The organism is Streptomyces sp. NPDC048370 (assembly GCF_043200825.1).
Classification (GTDB): Bacteria; Actinomycetota; Actinomycetes; order Streptomycetales; family Streptomycetaceae; genus Streptomyces.
Genome location: NZ_JBICYI010000014.1, coordinates 190,350 through 209,962, shown reverse-complemented (window position 1 = coordinate 209,962; position 19,613 = coordinate 190,350). Strand labels below are relative to the sequence as shown.

Annotated in this window: 14 protein-coding genes; 4 read left to right on the top strand and 10 right to left on the bottom strand. The window is 70.8% G+C overall.

The window, feature by feature from the left end:
* Positions 1–185: 185 nt before the first annotated feature.
* Complete coding sequence (gene dnaN / locus ACGFYP_RS27600; protein WP_393498848.1) at positions 186–1,298, bottom strand: DNA polymerase III subunit beta; 1,113 nt, start codon at positions 1,296–1,298, stop codon at positions 186–188.
* 173 nt (positions 1,299–1,471) lie between these two features.
* Complete coding sequence (locus ACGFYP_RS27595) at positions 1,472–2,083, bottom strand: YceI family protein (protein ID WP_393498845.1); 612 nt, start codon at positions 2,081–2,083, stop codon at positions 1,472–1,474.
* A gap of 198 nt (positions 2,084–2,281) precedes the next feature.
* Here ACGFYP_RS27595 and ACGFYP_RS27590 point away from each other — a divergent pair, with 198 nt between their 5' ends.
* The 3 genes from ACGFYP_RS27590 to ACGFYP_RS27580 all read left to right on the top strand — a co-directional run bounded on the left by ACGFYP_RS27590 (position 2,282) and on the right by ACGFYP_RS27580 (position 8,206).
* Positions 2,282–6,115: an endo-alpha-N-acetylgalactosaminidase family protein gene (locus ACGFYP_RS27590; protein ID WP_393498841.1), complete on the top strand. Its 3,834-nt coding sequence runs from the start codon at positions 2,282–2,284 to the stop codon at positions 6,113–6,115.
* Positions 6,116–6,403: 288 nt separating this feature from the next.
* Positions 6,404–7,987, top strand: a complete 1,584-nt coding sequence (locus ACGFYP_RS27585) for an acyl-CoA carboxylase subunit beta (RefSeq protein ID WP_315895625.1) — start codon at positions 6,404–6,406, stop codon at positions 7,985–7,987.
* Positions 7,988–8,002: 15 nt separating this feature from the next.
* Positions 8,003–8,206, top strand: coding sequence for an acyl-CoA carboxylase subunit epsilon (locus tag ACGFYP_RS27580; protein ID WP_393498837.1), 204 nt, complete (start codon positions 8,003–8,005; stop codon positions 8,204–8,206).
* A 152-nt stretch (positions 8,207–8,358) separates the two neighbouring features.
* On the opposite strand, the gene ACGFYP_RS27575 is transcribed toward ACGFYP_RS27580, so the two are convergent.
* From ACGFYP_RS27575 to ACGFYP_RS27540, 8 genes are all read right to left on the bottom strand, one after another.
* The gene (locus ACGFYP_RS27575) at positions 8,359–8,940 is read right to left on the bottom strand and encodes an ATP/GTP-binding protein (RefSeq protein WP_050791473.1); all 582 of its coding nucleotides are present in this window, start codon (positions 8,938–8,940) and stop codon (positions 8,359–8,361) included.
* Positions 8,921–9,490, bottom strand: coding sequence for a DUF742 domain-containing protein (locus ACGFYP_RS27570; protein ID WP_393498834.1), 570 nt, complete (start codon positions 9,488–9,490; stop codon positions 8,921–8,923). The genes ACGFYP_RS27575 and ACGFYP_RS27570 overlap by 20 nt, the downstream gene beginning before the upstream one ends.
* 93 nt (positions 9,491–9,583) lie before the next feature.
* Entirely contained in the window at positions 9,584–9,997 is a 414-nt protein-coding gene (locus tag ACGFYP_RS27565) for a roadblock/LC7 domain-containing protein (RefSeq protein ID WP_053725133.1), read from the bottom strand.
* A 7-nt stretch (positions 9,998–10,004) separates the two neighbouring features.
* The gene (locus ACGFYP_RS27560; protein WP_393498830.1) at positions 10,005–13,232 is read right to left on the bottom strand and encodes a nitrate- and nitrite sensing domain-containing protein; all 3,228 of its coding nucleotides are present in this window, start codon (positions 13,230–13,232) and stop codon (positions 10,005–10,007) included.
* Positions 13,233–13,571: 339 nt separating this feature from the next.
* Entirely contained in the window at positions 13,572–14,153 is a 582-nt protein-coding gene (locus tag ACGFYP_RS27555) for an ATP/GTP-binding protein (RefSeq protein WP_362003483.1), read from the bottom strand.
* The gene (locus tag ACGFYP_RS27550) at positions 14,134–14,541 is read right to left on the bottom strand and encodes a DUF742 domain-containing protein (RefSeq protein ID WP_147979834.1); all 408 of its coding nucleotides are present in this window, start codon (positions 14,539–14,541) and stop codon (positions 14,134–14,136) included. Before ACGFYP_RS27550 ends, ACGFYP_RS27555 begins: the two co-directional genes overlap by 20 nt.
* Before the next feature lie 141 nt (positions 14,542–14,682).
* Positions 14,683–15,096, bottom strand: a complete 414-nt coding sequence (locus ACGFYP_RS27545; protein WP_030325548.1) for a roadblock/LC7 domain-containing protein — start codon at positions 15,094–15,096, stop codon at positions 14,683–14,685.
* A gap of 9 nt (positions 15,097–15,105) precedes the next feature.
* Entirely contained in the window at positions 15,106–18,879 is a 3,774-nt protein-coding gene (locus ACGFYP_RS27540; protein ID WP_393498825.1) for a nitrate- and nitrite sensing domain-containing protein, read from the bottom strand.
* Positions 18,880–19,419: 540 nt separating this feature from the next.
* Between ACGFYP_RS27540 and ACGFYP_RS27535 the strand changes: the two genes are divergently transcribed.
* Complete coding sequence (locus ACGFYP_RS27535) at positions 19,420–19,608, top strand: hypothetical protein (RefSeq protein ID WP_361959098.1); 189 nt, start codon at positions 19,420–19,422, stop codon at positions 19,606–19,608.
* Positions 19,609–19,613 lie beyond the last annotated feature (5 nt).

Below are 19,613 nucleotides of genomic sequence, written 5' to 3'. Positions count from 1 at the left end.
CCATGTGATCCCGTCTCTCTGACGCCCCCTCCCGTCCCGACCGGGACGACGCCGTGTGGCTCCGCCCGCCGCCGCGTGATCGGGGCGGGCACTGCGTACGACAGCCTGGGCCTGCGCGGAGACGTCCACCACTGGTGGGGCGCCACTTGGGCGTGGGCATCACCAGGGCTCGCAGAGAGCCGGGGTCACACCAGGGGCTTCACCGACATCAGCAGGTGCTGGTGGACCCCGTCCGCGCGGTCCGTGATCAGGGCGCGCTGGCCCGGCCCGAGCAGATGGAAGCGGACCGAGTCGGTGCCGAAGGAGCCGAGCGCGTCCAGCAGATACCCCGGGTTGAACGCGACCGTCATCGCCTCCGTCCCCTCCAGGGCCGCCGGCAGCCGCTGGGACGCCACATCGTCCTCGTACCCGGCCTGAAGGTGGACGGCGTCCCCGGTGAAGGCGAGCTGGACCGGGCTGTCGCCCTCGGCGACTACCGCGACCCGCTTCACGGCCTCGACCAGCGGGGCCCGCCCGGTCACCGCGACGGCGTGCTCGCCGAGCGAGAACAGCTTGTCGTGGCGGGGGAGTCGGCCGTCCAGGAGCCGGGTCGTCGTCCGAGTGCCCTCGCTCTCGAAGCCGATCGAGCCGCCGTCCAGGGCGAGCCGGACCGGCCCTGCAGAGGTCAGCGAGCGCGCGATCTCGGTCAGCCGTCGCGCGGGTACGACGACGTCCGCCCCGTCGTCCGGAGCGCTCCCGTCCCCGCCCTCCGGCTTCCACTCCAGCGTCCGTACCGCGTAGCGGTACCGGTCGGTCGCGGCCAACGTCATCGTCGTGCCGTCCAGGGCGAGCCGTATCCCCGTCAGGACCGGCAGCGAGTCGTCCCGACCGGCCGCCACCGCCACCTGCCCGACCGCCGCCGCGAACGCCTCCGCGTCCACCACGCCGCGGAAGGCGGGCAGCCCCGGCTGCGCCGGATAGTCGTCCAACGGCAGCAGCGAGAGCCCGAACCGGGCGTCCCCGCCCGTCACCGAGAGCCGCGCCCCCTCGATCGCGCACTCCACCGTCCCCTTGGGCAGCACCTTGCAGATGTCGAGCAGCCGCCGTCCCAGCACCAGCGCCCGACCCTCCCGTGCCGTCTCCGCCTCGACCTCGATGCGCGCCGACGCCTCGTAGTCGAGCCCGGAGACCCGCAGCCGCCCGTCTCTCGCCTCCAGGAGCAGCCCACCGAGCACGGGCACGGGGGACCGCGCGGGGAGGACCCGGGCGGCCCAGCCCACGGCGTCGGTCAACTCGCTGCTGTCGATACGGAATTCCATGCCCCCGACGCTAACGTCCACCACTGACAACGCCCCCGGCTCCGCCGGAACGCCGAGCGCCCGCCCTCCGTCGGAACGGAGAGGCGGGCGCGCTCGTGTACGTGGGGGCCCGAGGGGCGCTGGGCGCCAGGGCCGCGGGGGCGGTCACCCCCGAGGGCTCAGGAGGCTCAGGCTCAGGCGGCGGCCTTGATCGCGGAGATGTCGAAGTTCAGCTTCACCTTGTCGCTGACCATCACACCACCGGTCTCCAGCGCCGCGTTCCACGTCAGGCCCCAGTCGGAGCGGAGGATCTCGGCCGAGCCCTCGAAGCCGACGCGCTCGTTGCCGTACGGGTCCGTGGCGGTGCCGTTGAACTCCAGGTCGATGGAGAGCGGCTTCGTCACGTCCTTGATCGTGAGGTCGCCGGTCACGCGGTACTTGTCCCCGCCCAGCTGCTCCGCCTGCGTCGAGCGGAAGGTCATCAGCGGGAACTGCTCGGCGTCGAAGAAGTCGCCGCTGCGCAGGTGGCCGTCACGGTCGCCGATGCCGGTGTCGATCGAGGCGATCTTGACGTCGATCGAGGCGGAGGAGGCGCCCGGGTTCGAGCCGTCCAGGTTCAGCGAGCCCTCGTGCTCGGCGAAGGAGCCGCGCACGTTGGTGACCATCGCGTGACGGACGGTGAAGCCGATGCTGCTGTGCGCCGGGTCGATCGTGTACTGGCCGGTCAGCGCGGCCAGCGCGGGGTCGACGGGGAGGGTGGCGACAGCGGTGGCGGTGTCGGTGTTCTTGCGGCCGAAGATGCCCATGACGTGCTCCTTGGGGGGACGGAGTTCCAGTTCGTTGAACCTTCAACGAGAACGACCATAGCCCTATTCCGTTCAACATTCAACATCTCTGCTCGATGTCCACCCGCTTGGACTAACCGGAGGGGGTTCTTGGACTGCCGGAGCCCCCGGGCCGCGATCTCGTTGACGGTGCCGGTGGAGCAGGCCCAACTAGTGCCCATGCCCCTCCCCAAGTCGCGAAGAATCCGTGCCGCCTGCGCGCTCGCCGCCGCTTCGTCCGCCGTGTTCGCCCTGTCCGGACCTGCCCTCGCGCAGGAGGAGAGTGCGGCGGACGCCACGACCCTCATCCGCTCCGACCGGCTCTCCGTCGCCGTCGCCCAGGACTTCCCGCGCGTCCTCTCGTACACGGACCGCGCCACCGGCGCCCGCCTCCTCGGCAGTACGGCCCCGGTCACCGAGGTCGTCCTGAACGGCACCGCCCACGCCGTCCGCACCACCGGCGCCCCCGTCCTGACCGCCTCCTCCGCCGCGTACACCCTGGCGTTCCCGGACCTGCCCGGCGTCGAGATCGACGCCCGCCTCAGCGTCGGAGGCCGGGCCACCACCTTCCAGGTGACCGCCGTCCGCGACACCGAGGCCTTCCGCGTCGGCACGATCGACATACCCGGCCACGACCTGGTCTCCGTCGGCTCGTCGGACGCCGGCGCCGAGACCGCCTTCACCAAGCTCGACCCCGACTCCACCCGTACCGCCGACGTCTTCGCCGACATCACCGACGCGACCCCTGCGGAGGCGGCGCCCACGGGCGCGAGCTACGCCCTGGTCAACACCGGCTCCCTCGCCGCGGCCGTCGAGTCCAACTCCTCGTACGACAAGCCCTCGGGCCAGAGCGCCCGCGACGGCGCCCGCTTCTGGCACCAGGCCCGCAGGACCGGCACAGAGACCCGCGTCGGCGTCTGGTCGGGACAGTGGACCTACCGGGGCGCGGGCGCCCCCGCCCCCGAGAGTGGCGCGAACCTCCCCTGGGCCAAGGTCGTCGTCACCCCCGACGCCAACGGCGACGGGAAGACGGACTGGCAGGACGGCGCGCTCGCCTTCCCCGCCATCGGGATCAAGGCCCCGGGCAGCGACGGGACCCCGGACCGGGTGATCGCCCACATCCCCTTCAACTTCGCCTCCAACGCCACCCACCCCTTCCTGCGCACCCTCGACGACGTCAAGCGGATCTCCCTCGCCACCGATGGACTGGGCCAGTTCGCCCTGCTCAAGGGGTACGGCTCCGAGGGCCACGACTCCGCGCACCCCGACTACGGCGGCAACTACAACAAGCGCGCCGGCGGCCTCGCCGACCTCAACACCCTCCTCAAGGAGGGCAGGAAGTGGGGCGCGGGCTTCGGCGTCCACGTCAATGCCACCGAGTCGTACCCCGAGGCGAAGAACTTCAGCGAGACGCTCGTCGACAGGACCAAGCCCGGCTGGAACTGGCTCAACCAGAGCTACTACATCGACCAGCGCAGGGACATCAACAGCGGCGACCTCGCCCGCCGCTTCCAACAGCTCCGCGACGAGACCGACCCGAACCTTTCGATGCTCTACATCGACGTCTACTACACGCACGGCTGGATCGCCGACAAGACGATGCAGGCCGTGCGGGCGCAGGGCTGGAACGTCGCCACCGAGTGGTCGGAGAAGTTCGAGCGGGACTCGCTCTGGTCCCACTGGGCCAACGACCTGAACTACGGCGGCGCCACCAACAAGGGCCTCAACTCCCAGATCGTCCGCTTCATCCGCAACGGCGAGAAGGACGTCTGGAACAACCACCCGGTCCTCGGCCAGACCGCCCTGGAGGACTTCGAGGGCTGGACCGGCGAGACCGACTGGAACCACTTCTACGCCAACATCTGGCAGAAGAACCTGCCCGCCAAGTACCTCCAGCAGCAGAGGATCACCCGCTGGAACGGCAACGACCTCACCTTCACCGGAGGCGTGCGCGGCACCGTCGAGGACGGCCGCCGCACGTTCTACGAGGACGGCCGCAAGGTCCTCGACGGCGAGAACTACCTCCTGCCCTGGGACGGCGGGAAGAAGCTGTACCACTACAACAAGGCCGGCGGGAGGACGAGTTGGGCGGTGCCCCGGGGCGCCGGCTCGTACAGCGTGTACAAGCTCACCGACAACGGCCGCGTGAAGACCGGGACGGTACGGCCGAGCGGCGGCAGCGTCACCCTCGACGCCGTCGCAGGACAGCCCTACGTCCTCCACCCCGACCGCGCCCCCGAACCCCGCGACCCGCGCTGGGGCGAGGGCACCCCGGTCGACGACCCCGGCTTCAACGACGCGCGGCTCCGGGCCTGGTCGAAGAGCGGCGCGGTCGCCCGCGACACCGACGACCAGGGCCGTAACAGCGCCGCGCTCACCGGCTCCGCCGCCGCGTCCGTACGGCAGGCCCTCACCGGGCTCACCCCCGGCGCGCGCTACACCGCCTCCGCCCTGATCGAGGTCGAGCCGGGCAGGACCCGACCGACCACGCTCGCCGTCGGCGGGCGCTCGGTCACCGTGGAACGCTCGGCCGTCGAGGACCGGGTCGCCGCATCCGACTGGAACGGCACCCGCTTCCAGCGCGCCAAGGTCACCTTCACCGCGCCCCGCGGCGGCTCCACCACCCTCGGGATCCAGGCCGCGAGCGGCTCCACGGCCACCGTCCGGATCGACGACGTCCGGATCGTCGCGAACGACCCCGCCACCCGGGCCGGCGCGCTCGCGTACGAGGACTTCGAGGCCGTCGACCAGGGCTGGGGCCCCTTCCTCAAGGGCGACTCCGGAGGCACGACCGACCCCCGCACCCACATCGCCCAGCTCCACGCCCCGTACACCCGGTCCGGCTGGAACGGAAAGCTGATCGACGACGTCATCGGCGGCGCCGAGTCGCTGAAGTCCCACGACGAGAACAGCGGCCTGGTCTACCGCACCGCGCCCTGGACCGTCCCCATGAAGGACGGGCACAGCTACCGGATCGCGTACGACCACCAGTCCAGCCACGCGGGCGCCTACGAGTGGGTCACCGGCTACGACCGCACGGACGGGACCTCGGTGGAGACGCGCAGGACGCCCATAGGTCAGCAGCGGACCACCGGGCACTTCTCCGAGACCGTGACGGCGGGCTGCGGCGACACCTGGACCGGACTGCGCAAGCGCGCCGACGCCCCCGAAGGCGCCGACTTCGTCCTCGACGCCTTCACCGTCACCGACCTCGGCCCCGCACCCGAGAAGGCCGCCTGCGGCACGCTCGCGCTCGCCGCGCCCGAGACCCTGGAGCCGGGCCGCCCGCACCAGGTCACGGCCACCTTCGCCAACGACGAGACGAGCGCCGTCGCCGGTGCGTCGGCCGCGCTCGAACTGCCCGAGGGCTGGACCGCCGAGCCGGCCGCCCCCGTCGCGCTCGGTACGGTCGCGGCCGGTGCCAAGGCGACCGCCACCTGGCAGGTGACACCCCCGGTGGACGCCGCCTACCAGCCGTACGCCCTCGGCTCGACGCTCACGTACACCGTCGGGGGAGAGGCCCGGAAGCTGACCGCCACCACCACGGTCCGCACGCTGCCCCCGCCGCCCACCACCGACAGCTGGGCGAGCGACCTGGACTGGACCTCGGCCACCAACGGCTGGGGGCCGGTCGAACGCGACGGCTCCAACGGCGAGACGGGCACGGGCGACGGCTCCCCGCTCAGGATCGGGGGAGTGACGTACGAGAAGGGCCTGGGCACCCACGCCCCGGCCAAGGTCCGCTACTACCTGGGCGGGAAGTGCACCTCCTTCACCGCCGAGGTGGGCGTGGACGACGTCCAGACCTCCCGGGGCACGGTCAGGTTCAGCGTCCTCGCCGACGGTACGGAGAAGGTCGCCTCACCGGTCCTGAAGGCGACGGACCCGGCCTGGTCGCTCACCGCCGACGTCACCGGGGCCTCCTACGTCGAGCTGGTGGCCGGGGACGGCGGCGACGGCAACGGCAACGACCACGCGGACTGGGGGAACGCCCGCTTCCGCTGCGGCGGCTGATCCGCGGCCGCGAATCTCTGGCGAGCCGGTACGGTGGGGCGCCTGACGGCCACCGTACCGGCGAGCCTCGAGCCGCCCCGGGCTCCGGCCGCGGATCACGCCCGGTACCGCGGGAGCCACACATCGCTGCCAGGTGGCTATGTAGGGACCCAACAAAAGCAAGGGGCCTTCGGCTGTCGACTCGGTCCGGTGGGTACCTGGTTCTGTCCTACCCCACCAGGATTCGACGCGGGAGACTGTACGGAGTCAACGGCGGGATTTGCTTGGTCGACTTCGTAGGGTCGGTACATGACCGTTGTGGACCAGATCCCGAGCGAGCCGACCGACGCCCGAGGCCGTGTGGCCGAGCTGCACGCCCTGCGCGAGGAGGCCCGGCGCGGACCGAGCGACCGGGCGACCGAGGCGCAGCACGCCAAGGGCAAGCTCACCGCTCGTGAGCGCATCGAGCTGCTGCTCGACCCTGGTTCCTTCAACGAGGTCGAGCAGCTGCGCCGGCACCGCGCCACCGGCTTCGGCCTGGAGGCCAAGAAGCCGTACACCGACGGTGTCATCACCGGCTGGGGCACGGTCGAGGGCCGTACGGTCTTCGTCTACGCACACGACTTCCGGATCTTCGGCGGCGCCCTGGGCGAGGCCCACGCCACCAAGATCCACAAGATCATGGACATGGCGATCGCGGCCGGTGCGCCGCTGGTCTCCCTCAACGACGGCGCGGGCGCCCGTATCCAGGAGGGCGTCTCCGCGCTCGCCGGCTACGGCGGCATCTTCCAGCGCAACACCCGCGCCTCGGGCGTCATCCCGCAGATCTCGGTGATGCTCGGCCCGTGCGCCGGCGGCGCCGCCTACTCGCCCGCGCTCACGGACTTCGTCTTCATGGTCCGCGAGACCTCGCAGATGTTCATCACCGGACCGGACGTCGTCAAGGCGGTCACCGGCGAGGAGATCACCCAGAACGGCCTCGGCGGCGCGGACGTGCACGCCGAGACCAGCGGCGTCGCGCACTTCGCGTACGACGACGAGGAGACCTGCATCGCCGAGGTGCGCTACCTCCTGTCGATGCTGCCGCAGAACAACCGCGAGAACCCGCCGACCGTGGCCTCCGAGGACCCGGCGGACCGCCGCTCGGACGTCCTGCTCGACCTGGTCCCGGCCGACGGCAACCGTCCGTACGACATGCACAAGGTGATCGAGGAGCTCGTCGACGACGGCGACTACCTGGAGATCCACGAGCGCTGGGCCCGCAACATCATCTGCGCGCTGGCCCGTCTGGACGGTCAGGTCGTCGGCATCGTCGCCAACCAGCCGCAGTCGCTGGCCGGCGTCCTGGACATCGAGGCCTCGGAGAAGGCTGCCCGTTTCGTCCAGATGTGCGATGCTTTCAATATCCCGATCGTCACCCTTCTGGACGTACCCGGCTTCCTGCCGGGCGTCGACCAGGAGCACGGTGGAATCATCCGCCACGGCGCGAAGCTGCTGTACGCGTACTGCAACGCGACCGTGCCCCGGATCAGCCTGATCCTGCGCAAGGCGTACGGCGGCGCGTACATCGTGATGGACTCCCAGTCCATCGGCGCCGACCTCACGTACGCCTGGCCCACCAACGAGATCGCGGTGATGGGCGCCGAAGGTGCCGCCAACGTCATCTTCCGCAAGCAGATCGCGGAGGCCGAGGACTCGGACGCCATGCGGGCGCGCATGGTCAAGGAGTACAAGGCCGAGCTGATGCACCCGTACTACGCCGCGGAGCGCGGTCTGGTCGACGACGTGATCGACCCCGTGGAGACGCGGGAGGTCCTCATCCGCTCCCTCGCCATGCTCCGCACCAAGCACGCCGACCTGCCGTCCCGCAAGCACGGCAACCCGCCTCAGTAAGAGGAGCCCACAGAAGTGACCACGCCTGCCACAGCCAACCTTCTCCGCGTCGAGAAGGGCCACGCCGACCCCGAGGAGCTGGCCGCGATCACCGCCGTCCTCCTCGCCCGCGCCGCCGCCCAGCCCACGGACGACGCCACGTCAGGCCGCTCCACGGCCGGCTGGCGCCGCCTGGAGCGCCAGTCGGGCTTCCGCCCCTCCCACTCCTGGCAGGGCTGACCCCAGCGCCACCGAAGGCCCCCCGCACCCGCAAGGGAACGGGGGGCCTTCGCCATGCACGGGGTCCCGCGGGGCAGGTCCTGCCACGACGAAGGGCCCGCCGCACCGGATCGGTGCGGGCGGGCCCTTTCGTACGGCAGTCCGTCGGAGAGCTACCGCAGGCGTGCCATCAGCGCGTGCTCCACGAGCGTGATCAGCGCGCTCTTGGCGTCCGCGCGGTGGCGGGCGTCGGTGGTGATGATCGGGGTGTCCGGGCCGATCTGGAGGGCCTCGCGGACCTCCTCCGGGTTGTACGGCTGGTGGCCGTCGAACCCGTTGAGCGCGATGACGAACGGCAGGCCGCTGTTCTCGAAGTAGTCGACCGCGGGGAAGCAGTCGGCGAGACGGCGGGTGTCCACGAGCACGACGGCGCCGATCGCGCCGCGGACCAGGTCGTCCCACATGAACCAGAAACGGTCCTGACCGGGCGTACCGAAGAGGTACAGGATCAGGTCCTGGTCCAGGGTGATACGGCCGAAGTCCATCGCGACAGTCGTCGTCGTCTTGTCGCCGGTGTGCGTGAGGTCGTCGATGCCCGCGGACGCAGACGTCATGACGGCCTCGGTACGCAGCGGGTTGATCTCAGAGACGGCGCCGACGAACGTGGTCTTGCCCACGCCGAAGCCACCCGCCACCACGATCTTCGCGCTGGTGGTTGAACGGGCCGCGCCGCCGCTAGAGCTTGCGAAGTCCACTGAGCACCCTTTCGAGCAGTGTCACGGCCGGCTGGCCGCCGGCGGCCTCGTCGCCGCCGGGCTGGTGAATGGCGACAAGTCCGGCCTCGGCCAGGTCGGCGACGAGGATCCGGGCAACGCCGAGGGGGATGGAGAGAAGTGCCGAGATCTCGGCGACCGACTTGATCTCGATGCACAGGCGGCAGATCCGCTGGTGCTCGGGCAACTGCCCCTGCAGCCGGGCCGGATCGGCCGTCGTGCTGACCAGCGCCTCGATGGCGAGCTGGTAACGCGGCCGGGTCCGGCCGCCGGTCATGGCGTAAGGGCGCACGAGCGGGTTGTGGGTCCCGCCCTGACGGCCGCCCGAACCGCCCGAGCCGGCCGCGCCGCCCGGGTTCCGCTGGGCCGCGGGCCCACCCATCGGCGACTGCTGCGCCTGCGGGGGCTGGTAGGGCTGCTGCATGCCCTGTCTGCTCGGGGCAGAGGGGAAGTTGAACCGGTTCTGCGCGGCCTCTCCCTGCGCGTGCGCGTCAAAACCGTTGTACGGGTGTCCGCCCGGGGGTGTCCCCACGTCTCCTCCTCCGACTGCCTCGCGGTCCATGTCCCTGTGGAGCCGCGCCACCGCACCTTACGGTGCGGTGGCGTGAAACGCACTGTCTGTCTGTTAGTTGAGAAGACTTCCCTGCAGTTCCGCCCGGAGGTCAGGCGTCAGGACACTGCCCGCACGATCGACGAGCAGGGCCATCTCGTAACCCACGAGACCGATGTCGGCCTCCGGGTGCGCGAGCACGGCCAGGGAGGAGCCGTCGGAGACGGACATGATGAAGAGGAAGCCGCGCTCCATCTCCACGACCGTCTGGTTGACCGCACCGCCCTCGAAGATCCGGGACGCGCCCGCGGTCAGCGAGGTCAGTCCGGAGGCGACGGCCGCCAGCTGGTCGGCGCGGTCCCGGGGGAACCCCTCGGACATCGCCAGCAGGAGTCCGTCGGCGGAGACCACCACCGTGTGCGACACCCCTGGGGTGTTGTCCACGAAGTTGGTGATCAACCAGTTCAGATTCTGCGCCGCCTGGCTCATGCTCACACTAACGCTCCTGGTTGTAGGTACTGCCCGGGCCGAGGCCCGATCCGTTCGTGTCCGTTCCCGCGCTGCGTCCCTGCTGGACACCGCGGCGCAGGTTGCTCAACCTGCCCCGGACGTCCTCAGGGGCGCGGGAGACCTGGGGGCCGCCCTGCGGGGTCTGCTCCGCCGTGCCCTCGACCAGATTGGCCTTGGGGACCCGCTTCGGAAGACCGGAGGAGGTGACCCCGCCCGCCTTCGGGTCGCGGAGCTTCTCGGCCCGCTGCCAGCGCTCGTCGTTCGTCGAGCGCCATTCGTCGGAACCGTCGGCGTCGTTCTGCTGTACCGGCGCCGGCTGCTGGACCGTCTGCCGCGTGGGCTGCGGACCCTGAGCGGCGGTGCTGCCGCGCCGCGGCAGACCGGCGTCGGTCAGCGCGTGGCCGGCGTCCGGGGTGGGGTTCGGAGTCGAACCCGGACGGTCGAAGCCTACGCGCTCGGGAGCCGGTTCGGGAGCGCTGGGAGCAGATTCCGCTTCCGCTCCGTAGCTCTGCTCGTAGCCACCCTGGTACGCGCTCTGACCGGGCCACTCCGCCTGCTGGCCCTGGGGCTCGTAGGCGTGCTCGTACGAGGCCTGCTCGGCGTCCTGACCCTGATAGGCAGGTTCCGCATAGCCGGTCTCCGAGTACCCGCCGGCGGGCTGGCCGTAGCCGTCGTAGCCCTGCTGGGAGTAGTCGTAACCGTCGTGCTGCTGGGCCTGCTGAGGCTGCCCGCCGAAGTCGCCCGCGTACTCCTGGGCGTACTCCTGCTCCTGCTGCCCGTACTCCTGGCCGTACTCCTGCTGCTGCCCGTACTCCTGCTCCTGCGGCGCGTAGCCCTGGTGCGAGGGGTCGACCTCGTCCCGGAACAGCGGACGCTCGCCGCCCTGCGCCTGCGACTCCAGGGCCGCCCGGCGCTCCTCGCGCATCAGCGAACGGTTCACCGGGTCGAGCTGGCGGTCGTCCGCGGGCTGCTCGTAGCGGGAGTCGTCGAAGCCGAGCTCCGCCGCGGTCCGCATCTGCGGCTGCACCGGCTCGAAGGCGTGCTGGTGCTGCTGCGGGATGATCTGCGAGACCGTGAAGTCGTTCTCGGGCAGCTGCTCGCCACCACCACCGTGGGTGATCGCGTCCGGCAGCATGACGAGCGAGGTCGTACCGGCCTGCTCGCCCGAGGGGCGCAGCTGGACACGGACCCCGTGCCGGTCGGCGAGACGGCCGACCACGAAGAGACCCATGCGCTGCGAGACGGCGGCGTCCACGGTCGGCGGGTTGGCCAGCTTGTGGTTGATGTCCGCGAAGTCCTCGGCGGTGAGGCCGATGCCCTTGTCGTGGATCTCGACCATCACGCGGCCGTCGGGCAGCCGGGTCGCGGTGACGCGGACCTTGGTCTGCGGGGAGGAGAACGTGGTGGCGTTCTCCAGGAGCTCGGCGAGCAGGTGCACGAGGTCGGTCACGGCCTGGCCGTGGATCTCGGCCTCCGGGACACCGGCCAGCTCGATGCGCTCGTACTGCTCCACCTCGGAGGAGGCGGCACGCATCACGTCGACCAGCGGCACCGGCTGGTCCCAGCGGCGGCCCGGCTCCTCGCCGGCGAGGACGAGGAGGTTCTCGCCGTTACGGCGCATACGGGTCGCCAGGTGGTCCAGCTTGAAGAGGTTCTCCAGCTGGTCCGGGTCGGCCTCGTTGTTCTCCAGGTCGGTGATGAGGGTCAGCTGGCCCTCGATCAGCGACTGGTTGCGGCGCGAGAGGTTGGTGAAGATCGCGTTGACGTTGCCCCGCAGCATGGCCTGCTCGGCGGCGAGCCGGACGGCCTCGCGGTGGACCTGGTCGAAGGCGCGGGCGACCTCGCCGATCTCGTCCTGGGTGTCGATCGGGATCGGCTGGACGCGGGTGTCCACCCGGCCCGGCTCGGTCCGGGAGAGCTGGTCGACCAGCATCGGCAGGCGCTGCTCGGCGACGGCGAAGGCGGCGGTGCGCAGCTCGCGCATCGAGCGGCTCATCTGCCGGGCCATCATCCCGGCGATGATGAAGGCGGCGAGGAGCGCGACGACGACGATGCCACCGATGACGTAGGCGTCGGTCTGGGCGCCCGAAGAGATGTCGGCGGCCTCGGCCACGGCCTTGTCGACGAGCTCCTTCTCGACCTCGGTGTAGCCGTCGAACTTGCCGGTGGCCACCGCCATCCAGGTCTCGGGCGTGATGCCCTCCTTGCGGAGGTCCGCGATCGCCTCGGCGTCCTTGGCGGAACCGATCTTCTTGGCCATCCCGGTGAAGACGGAGCCGTCGGCGCCCTTGGGCAGGGTGATGCCGGCCGCCTGCATCTTCTTCTCGCCCTCGGCGGCCTTCGCGGACATGACCTCCCTGAGCCGGTCCACGTCCGCCTGGGTACCACCGGAGTTGTACTCGCCGAGGGCGATCTGCTCCAGGTAGTTGTACGAGTTCAGCGCCACCGACTGCTGGGCGAAGACCGCGTCCTTCTGGCTGGGCCGGACGAGGAGCTGGGTGCCGATCGAGCGCTGGAGCGACGCGGCGCCCTTGGCGAGCTGGACGGCGTAGAGCGTCCGGCCGTAGGCGGTGACGTTGGTGGTGCCGAGACCGAGCTCGTTGGAGAACTCCATCAGGTAGTGCTGGACGGAGGTGTAGCCGAGCTGGGTGTTCACGGGGTCCAGGGCCGCGGTGTAGGCGGCCGCCCGGATCTTCTTGAGCTCGGGCTCCTCGTCCTGGAACAGCTTCAGGCGGCGCTCGAGGCCCTCGCCCTCCGGCATGTCCTTGACGGCCTCGTCGAACTTCAGCTTGGCGGCGTCGGTGGCGGCGTACGCCTTGGTGACCTCGTCGCTCTTGCGGTCCTCGGCGGTCTTGGCCGTCAGCAGGGGAGCGGCGGTCAGGTCGCGCTCGTCGAGCAGTGCCTGGCTGTACTCCGAGGCGGCGCGCACGATCAGCGCCGTCTTCTCGGCGTTCTGGGCCTCCTGCCAGGTGTTGATCGCCCCGTTCACCTGGAAGCCGCCCATGACCAGGCCGACGAGCACGGGTATGAGGAGGATCGCGTTCAGCCTGGTCGCCACCCGCCAGTTGCGGGGGGACAGCTTGCTGGAGCTCCCCTTGCCGCTCGGGGCCTGGGGCGTCGCGGGTACCTCTGCGGGCGCGGGCACCATGCGGGCCGGCGGCGTGAAGTTGCCTCGCGCCTGCTGCTCCGCGGAGCTTTCCTTGCTTCGCCTCACTCGACCAACAACCTCTCGGCGTCGGCACCTACGTTGTGCCGGTGTTTCGTTCAGGGCCGTACTACTCGGGAGTTCATGAATTGCAGCACGTGAAAGGGCTGCCATCCAAACAGCCCTGAGCTTCGGTTTTCACCTACCTGCGGCCCAGATAAAACGGGCATAAAGAACGAGCCCCGCCAAATGACGGGGCTCAGGTGAGCGCAGTGGTACCGATCGGATGCATCGGGTGTCCGTGACGCCGCAATTCTCTGTCGAAACGTTATGAACGCGGAGGCGGACCGTGTCGAACGACACAGACCGCCTCCCGAAGGGCGTACGACAACTTCCGTACGCGTTCTCCTATTTGAGTCGTGCCATCAGCGCGTGCTCCACGAGCGTGATCAGCGCGCTCTTGGCGTCCGCGCGATGGCGGGCGTCCGTGGTGATGATCGGGGTGTCCGGGCCGATCTGGAGGGCCTCGCGGACCTCCTCCGGGTTGTACGGCTGGTGGCCCTCGAACCCGTTCAGCGCGACGACGAACGGCAGGCCGCTGTTCTCGAAGTAGTCGACCGCCGGGAAGCAGTCGGCGAGACGGCGGGTGTCGACCAGGACGATGGCGCCGATCGCGCCGCGCACCAGGTCGTCCCACATGAACCAGAAGCGGTCCTGACCCGGCGTACCGAAGAGGTACAGGATCAGGTCCTGGTCCAGGGTGATGCGGCCGAAGTCCATCGCCACCGTTGTGGTGGTCTTGTCCCCGGTGTGCGTGAGGTCGTCGATACCGGCCGAGGCCGAGGTCATCACGGCCTCGGTACGCAGCGGGTTGATCTCAGAGACGGCGCCGACGAACGTGGTCTTGCCCACGCCGAAGCCACCCGCCACCACGATCTTCGCGCTGGTGGTCGACCGGGCCGCACCGCCGCTAGAGCTTGCGAAGTCCACTGAGCACCCTTTCGAGCAGTGTCACGTCCGGCGTGCCGCCGGCCTCTCCGTTGCCCGGCTGGTGGATCGCCACCATGCCCGCCTCCGCCAGGTCGGCGACGAGGATCCGGGCCACACCGAGCGGCATCGACAGCAGCGCCGACACCTCTGCCACCGACTTGACCTCGCGGCACAGGTGGCAGATCCGCTGGTGCTCCGGGAGCAGGGTGGCGAGATGCGCCGGGTCGGCCGTGGTGCTGACCAAGGCCTCTATGGCGAGTTGGTACCTCGGCCGGGTCCGGCCGCCGGTCATGGCGTAGGGCCGGACCAGCGGCTGGTCGCCCTCATGTCCGTACGACTCGTCGAGGGAGGCGCCGTACGGATCGTGAGAGGCGGGGGGCGGGGTCATGAATCCTCCGGGCGTGACGGCACGTGTTCATGCCGTCTGATGGGGCCGGTGGGGGGCCGGATGGGGCGGCCGGACGGTTTCTGGTGCCCAGGGCGGTACGGAGGGGCGTACCGCCCTGTCGCAACGTGCAACGGTACGGGTCTAGTGCAGCAGGCTGCCCTGGAGCTCGGCGCGGAGATCCGGGGTGAGGACACTGCCGGCCCGGTCGACCAGCAGCGTCATCTCGTAGCCCACGAGGCCGATGTCGCACTCCGGGTGCGCGAGCACGGCCAGCGAGGAACCGTCGGAGACGGACATCAGGAAGAGGAAGCCGCGCTCCATCTCCACGACCGTCTGGGCGACGGGTCCGCCCTCGAAGATCCGGGACGCCCCCGCGGTCAGCGAGGTCAGCCCGGACGCGACCGCCGCCAACTGGTCGGCGCGGTCGCGGGGGAATCCTTCCGACATGGCAAGGAGCAGACCGTCGGCGGAGACCACCACCGTGTGGGACACCCCTGGGGTGTTGTCCACGAAGTTGGTGATCAACCAGTTCAGATTCTGCGCCGCCTGGCTCATCGCGCTCAACTAACGCTCCTGCTGGTGGGTGGGGCCGGTGGGGAAGGTGCCCGTGGTGGAGTTGCCCGCCTGGCGGCCCTGCTGGATGCCGCGGCGCAGATTGGTGAGCCGGCCGCGGACGTCATCGGGTGCACGCGAGACCTGAGGGCCGGCCGTGTGGGCCTGCTCCTGCGCGGTCCCGGGTACGAGGTTGGCGCGAGGAACGCGCTTGGGCAGCCCGGAGGTGGTGATCCCCCCGGCCGCCGGCTTGCGGACCCGCTCGGCCTGGCGCACCAACTCGTCGTTGGGCGAGGTCCGCCAGGAGGCGGGCCCGGCCTGCTGCTGACCGCCGGCGCCTTCGCCCTGCTGCTGCGGGGCGGGGCGGCGCTGGGGAGCCGGCTGCTGCGGTGCGGCCGGAGCCTGCGAGGCCTGGGCCTGAGGCGCCTGCTGACCGTAGCCGTCCTGGCCCTGGTTGGCCGGTCCGCCCTGACCCTGGTTGCCCTGGGTCTGGTTGAACCAGTTGGTCTCCAGCGTGTCGTACAGCGGGGTACGCGCGTCGGCCGAGCTACCGGCCGGCGGAAGCGCCTCGGGCTGACGGGGCTGCTGGAGCTGAGGCTGCTGCGGCTGCTGGGGCAGGTTCCCGGCCGGGCGGGGCGCACCGTAGTCGCCGCCGCCGCGCTGGCGCGGAGCCGGAGCCTGCGGGGCCTGCTGCTGGTACTGAGAAGGCTGCTGCTGCGGGGCCTGCTGCGGCTGGCCGAAGTCCGGGCGCGGGAACTGGGCGGTGGACGCCGGGTCCTGCGGTCCGGGCTGGTACGCCTGCGGGGCCTGCTGGGGCGTCTGCTGCTGGCGGCCGAAGTCCGGGCGCGGGAACTGGCCCGTGGAGCCGGGGCCCTGAGGCGCCGCGGGACGGGCGAACTGGCCCGTGCTCTCCGGCTCCTCGTGACCGCGCGGGGCGTCCAGCGGCGACATCTCCTGCTGCGGGCGGCGGACCGGCTGCGCCTGGTCGTTGCCCCAGCTCGTGGACTGCGGGCGCTGCTGCTGCGGGTTGCCCCCGGGCAGCTCGGCGCGCGGGTAACCGCCCTGCGGAGCCTGGTTGCCCTGGCCCTGCTGAGGCTGCTGCTGACCCTGGTTGCCCTGGCCGGGACCGCCCTGGCCGGGACCGCCCTGGCCGGGACCGCCCTGGCCGGGACCGCCCTGGCCGGGACCGCTCTGGCCCTGGCCCTTCTGGCCGCCGCCCCACACGTCCGTACGCGAGGGGATGGCGCTCTGCGCGCCGCCGAAGCCACCGGCGCCGAGGCCCGGACGCTGCTGCTGCGGGTCCGGGGAGACCTGCGGCATCTGAGCGGTCTGCGGCTGGGGCTGCTGCTGCGGAGCCTGGCCACCCTGCGCCCGGTCCCGGTCCTGCGGACCGTTCTGACGCGGCACGCCGTCGCGACCGGGCAGAGCCGCGCGCGGACCGCTGCCCGCGCCGACCTGACCGCGGGCGGCGCCCGCTCCGGCGGCGAGTCGGCCGGCGGCCGACCCCGTGGGAGCGCTGCCGATGCCCGGACGGCCACCGGTGCCGGGGCCGCCGGCCGAGCCGGGACCACCGGTCAGGCGGCCACCCGGGGCGGAGGGAGCCTGGCCCATCGCGCCCTGGCCACCGGCACCCGGCTTGGGCGCGGGCTTCTTGCCGCCGTGGGCGACGTCGACCGGGAGCATGACGAGCGCGGTGGTGCCGCCGGAGTCCGAGGGGCGCAGCTGGATGCGGATGCCGTGTCGCAGGGACAGACGGCCGACCACGAACAGACCCATGCGGCGGGAGACGGAGACGTCCACGGTGGGCGGCGATGCGAGCCGCTCGTTGATCGCGGCGAGGTCCTCGGGGGAGAGGCCGATGCCGGTGTCGTGGATCTCGACGAGCACACGGCCGTCGGGCAGCGCGTGACCGGTGACCCGGACCTTGGTCTGCGGCGAGGAGAACGACGTGGCGTTCTCGAGCAGCTCGGCGAGGAGGTGCACGAGGTCGTTGACGACGCGGCCGGCGACCTCGGTCGCGGGCACGGCGGCCAGTTCGATGCGCTCGTACTGCTCCACCTCGGAGGCGGCGGCGCGGAGCACGTCGACCAGCGGGACCGGGCGGGTCCACCGGCGGCCCGGCTCCTCACCGGCGAGGACGAGGAGGTTCTCGCCGTTACGGCGCATACGGGTCGCGAGGTGGTCGAGCTTGAAGAGCGAGGAGAGCTGGTCCGGGTCGGCCTCGCGGGACTCCAGTTCGGAGATGAGCGAGAGCTGACGCTGGATGAGGCCCTGGGAGCGGCGCGAGAGGTTGGTGAACATCGCGTTGACGTTGCCCCGGAGGAGGGCCTGCTCGGCGGCGAGGCGGACCGCCTCGCGGTGCACGTCGTCGAAGGCCGCGGCCACCTGGCCGATCTCGTCCCGGGAGTGCACACCGACGGACTCGACGGAGGTGTCGACGTCCTGCGGGTCCGACTCGGAGAGCTGCTTGACGAGCTCGGGCAGACGGTCCTGGGCGACCTTGGTGGCGGTGTCCTGCAGTCGGCGCAGCGAGCGGATCATGGACCGGGCCACGACGAAGGCGCCGACGAGGGAGACGCCGAGGACGAGGAGGATCAGCGCACCGTTGATGATCGCTTCGCGCTGCGACTCGGCGCGCAGCTCACGGGCCTTGGTCTCCATCTTGTCGAGGAGGTCGGCCTCGATGACGTTCATGGCCTGGATCTTGGTGCCGTACTCGTCCGTGAAGTTCAGGTGACCACGGGCGGCGTGACGGGCCATGCCGGTGTCGTGGGACAGCACCCGGTCCGCGTACTTGTCGGCCGCGTCGATCGAGGGGTTGCCGCTGGTCAGCGAGTTGGTCAGCTGGTCGGCGTCGCCACCGGCGGACTCGTAGATGGTCTGGAACTGCTTGAGCTCGACCTTCTCGCCCTGCTGCGCGGCGTAGCCGTAGAGGCGGTCGCCCTGCTGCAGCTTGCCGGGCCGGCTGTCGCTCGACGGGAGCGCGGCGGCGATGATCGCCTGCTGGACGGAGGCGTACTCCTTGGCGGACGAGAAGGCGGCGAGCGCCCGGGTCCGCTTGATCATCTCGGGGTTGCTGGTCGCCTGCGCCATGTCCTGGGAGAGGCTGAGCAGCGAGCGGATCAGTCGGCTGTACGCCTCGACCGTCACCGAGTTCGCGACGCCCGCCTTGTACGCCTCCGTGCGGATGCCGCCGATCTGGACGACCTGGGAGGCGATCTGGCTGACGTTCTGGCGGATGCTCTGCAGCGCCTCGTCGCCCTCGGTGGCCGGGATCTCCGAGGTGGCGTCCATGAACGCCTTCTGGGCCCGGTCGGTGTTCTTGCGCGGGTTGGCGACCTGGTAGTCGTTGGCCGACTTGCCGTTGGCCAGCGGGCCGGCCGACCAGTCGCGCTCGGCCTGGAGGGCCTTGGCGAGGTCGGTGGCCTCTTCGGTCAGCTTGGTGAGCAGCTGCATGTGGTCGAGCTGCTCCATGTCCTGGAGCGACTCGCTGATGCGGATGCCGCCGAGGCTGGTGGCCGCGACCACGGGGAGGGTCAGCAGGGCGACCAGTCGCGTCGAGATGCGCCAGTTGCGCAGGGCTATTCGAGGCCCGACCTCGTTCTCGGCCCGGGGCTTCTTGGCGGCCGGGGCGGTGGACTCGGAGGAGGCGTTCGCGGTGCCGTTGCGCGTGGCACCGTCACCGCCCTCGCCGGCCGGACCCTGGCCCGGGTTCTGGGCGCGGTCGGTCCCGGCGCGAGGCTCCTGCTCGGCAGCAGCGCTGTCCCTCTTGAATCGTCCCTGCACTAGCGTCGCAACCTCTGGACCAGGCGTCCTTCCGCGTGAACGGAGTGGACGGTGTCGGCGTCTCGGGGCGCGATTGCGTCCCAGTGGTGGTCGTCGATGACCGGCGCAGTTCCCCCTTCCCCGCCGCTCACCCGGCGCTGCGTTGCGCCCCCTGCGCGCCGGCTCCAAACCGCGGCGGTGCGTGGAATTCCAGCACAGTGCCGGATCTCCAACAAGGCCCGCGTGTCGGGGCCCGGGTCGCATGACAATTCGTGCACAGCATGTCACCCCATGTAGAAGATGATCACGGAGGAATCGGACTTATTAGCTCCAAAGAGTCATGGAGCGGCGTTGTCCCAGTCGACATGATCAGGAGCGGAATGGAACATTCAGTGGCGCATTGTCCGTTTCTGTGACCTCGCATGACGGTCCGTAATGCCTGGATTGTCACCGCTGTGGTGAGCAAACTCACACCGGCGTCGTTGCCTTCCCCATGCATTCGAAGGGAATGACACGTTTAGCCTGACGCTTTACAAACCATCCGCTCTGTAAAGGCGCCCGATGAAGACGACGATGCTGCTCCGCTCCACGGCCAACCCCCGCCGCACCACCCTCGCCCACCTCGAGGACGCCGAGCTGCTCGGCCGCGGCGCGCAGCCGGAGCACGCGCTCGATCTCCCCACGCAGACGGCCAACCCGCGCCGCACGGTCCTCATGACCGCCCCCGCGGTCGCTCAGCCCGCACAGTAATACGC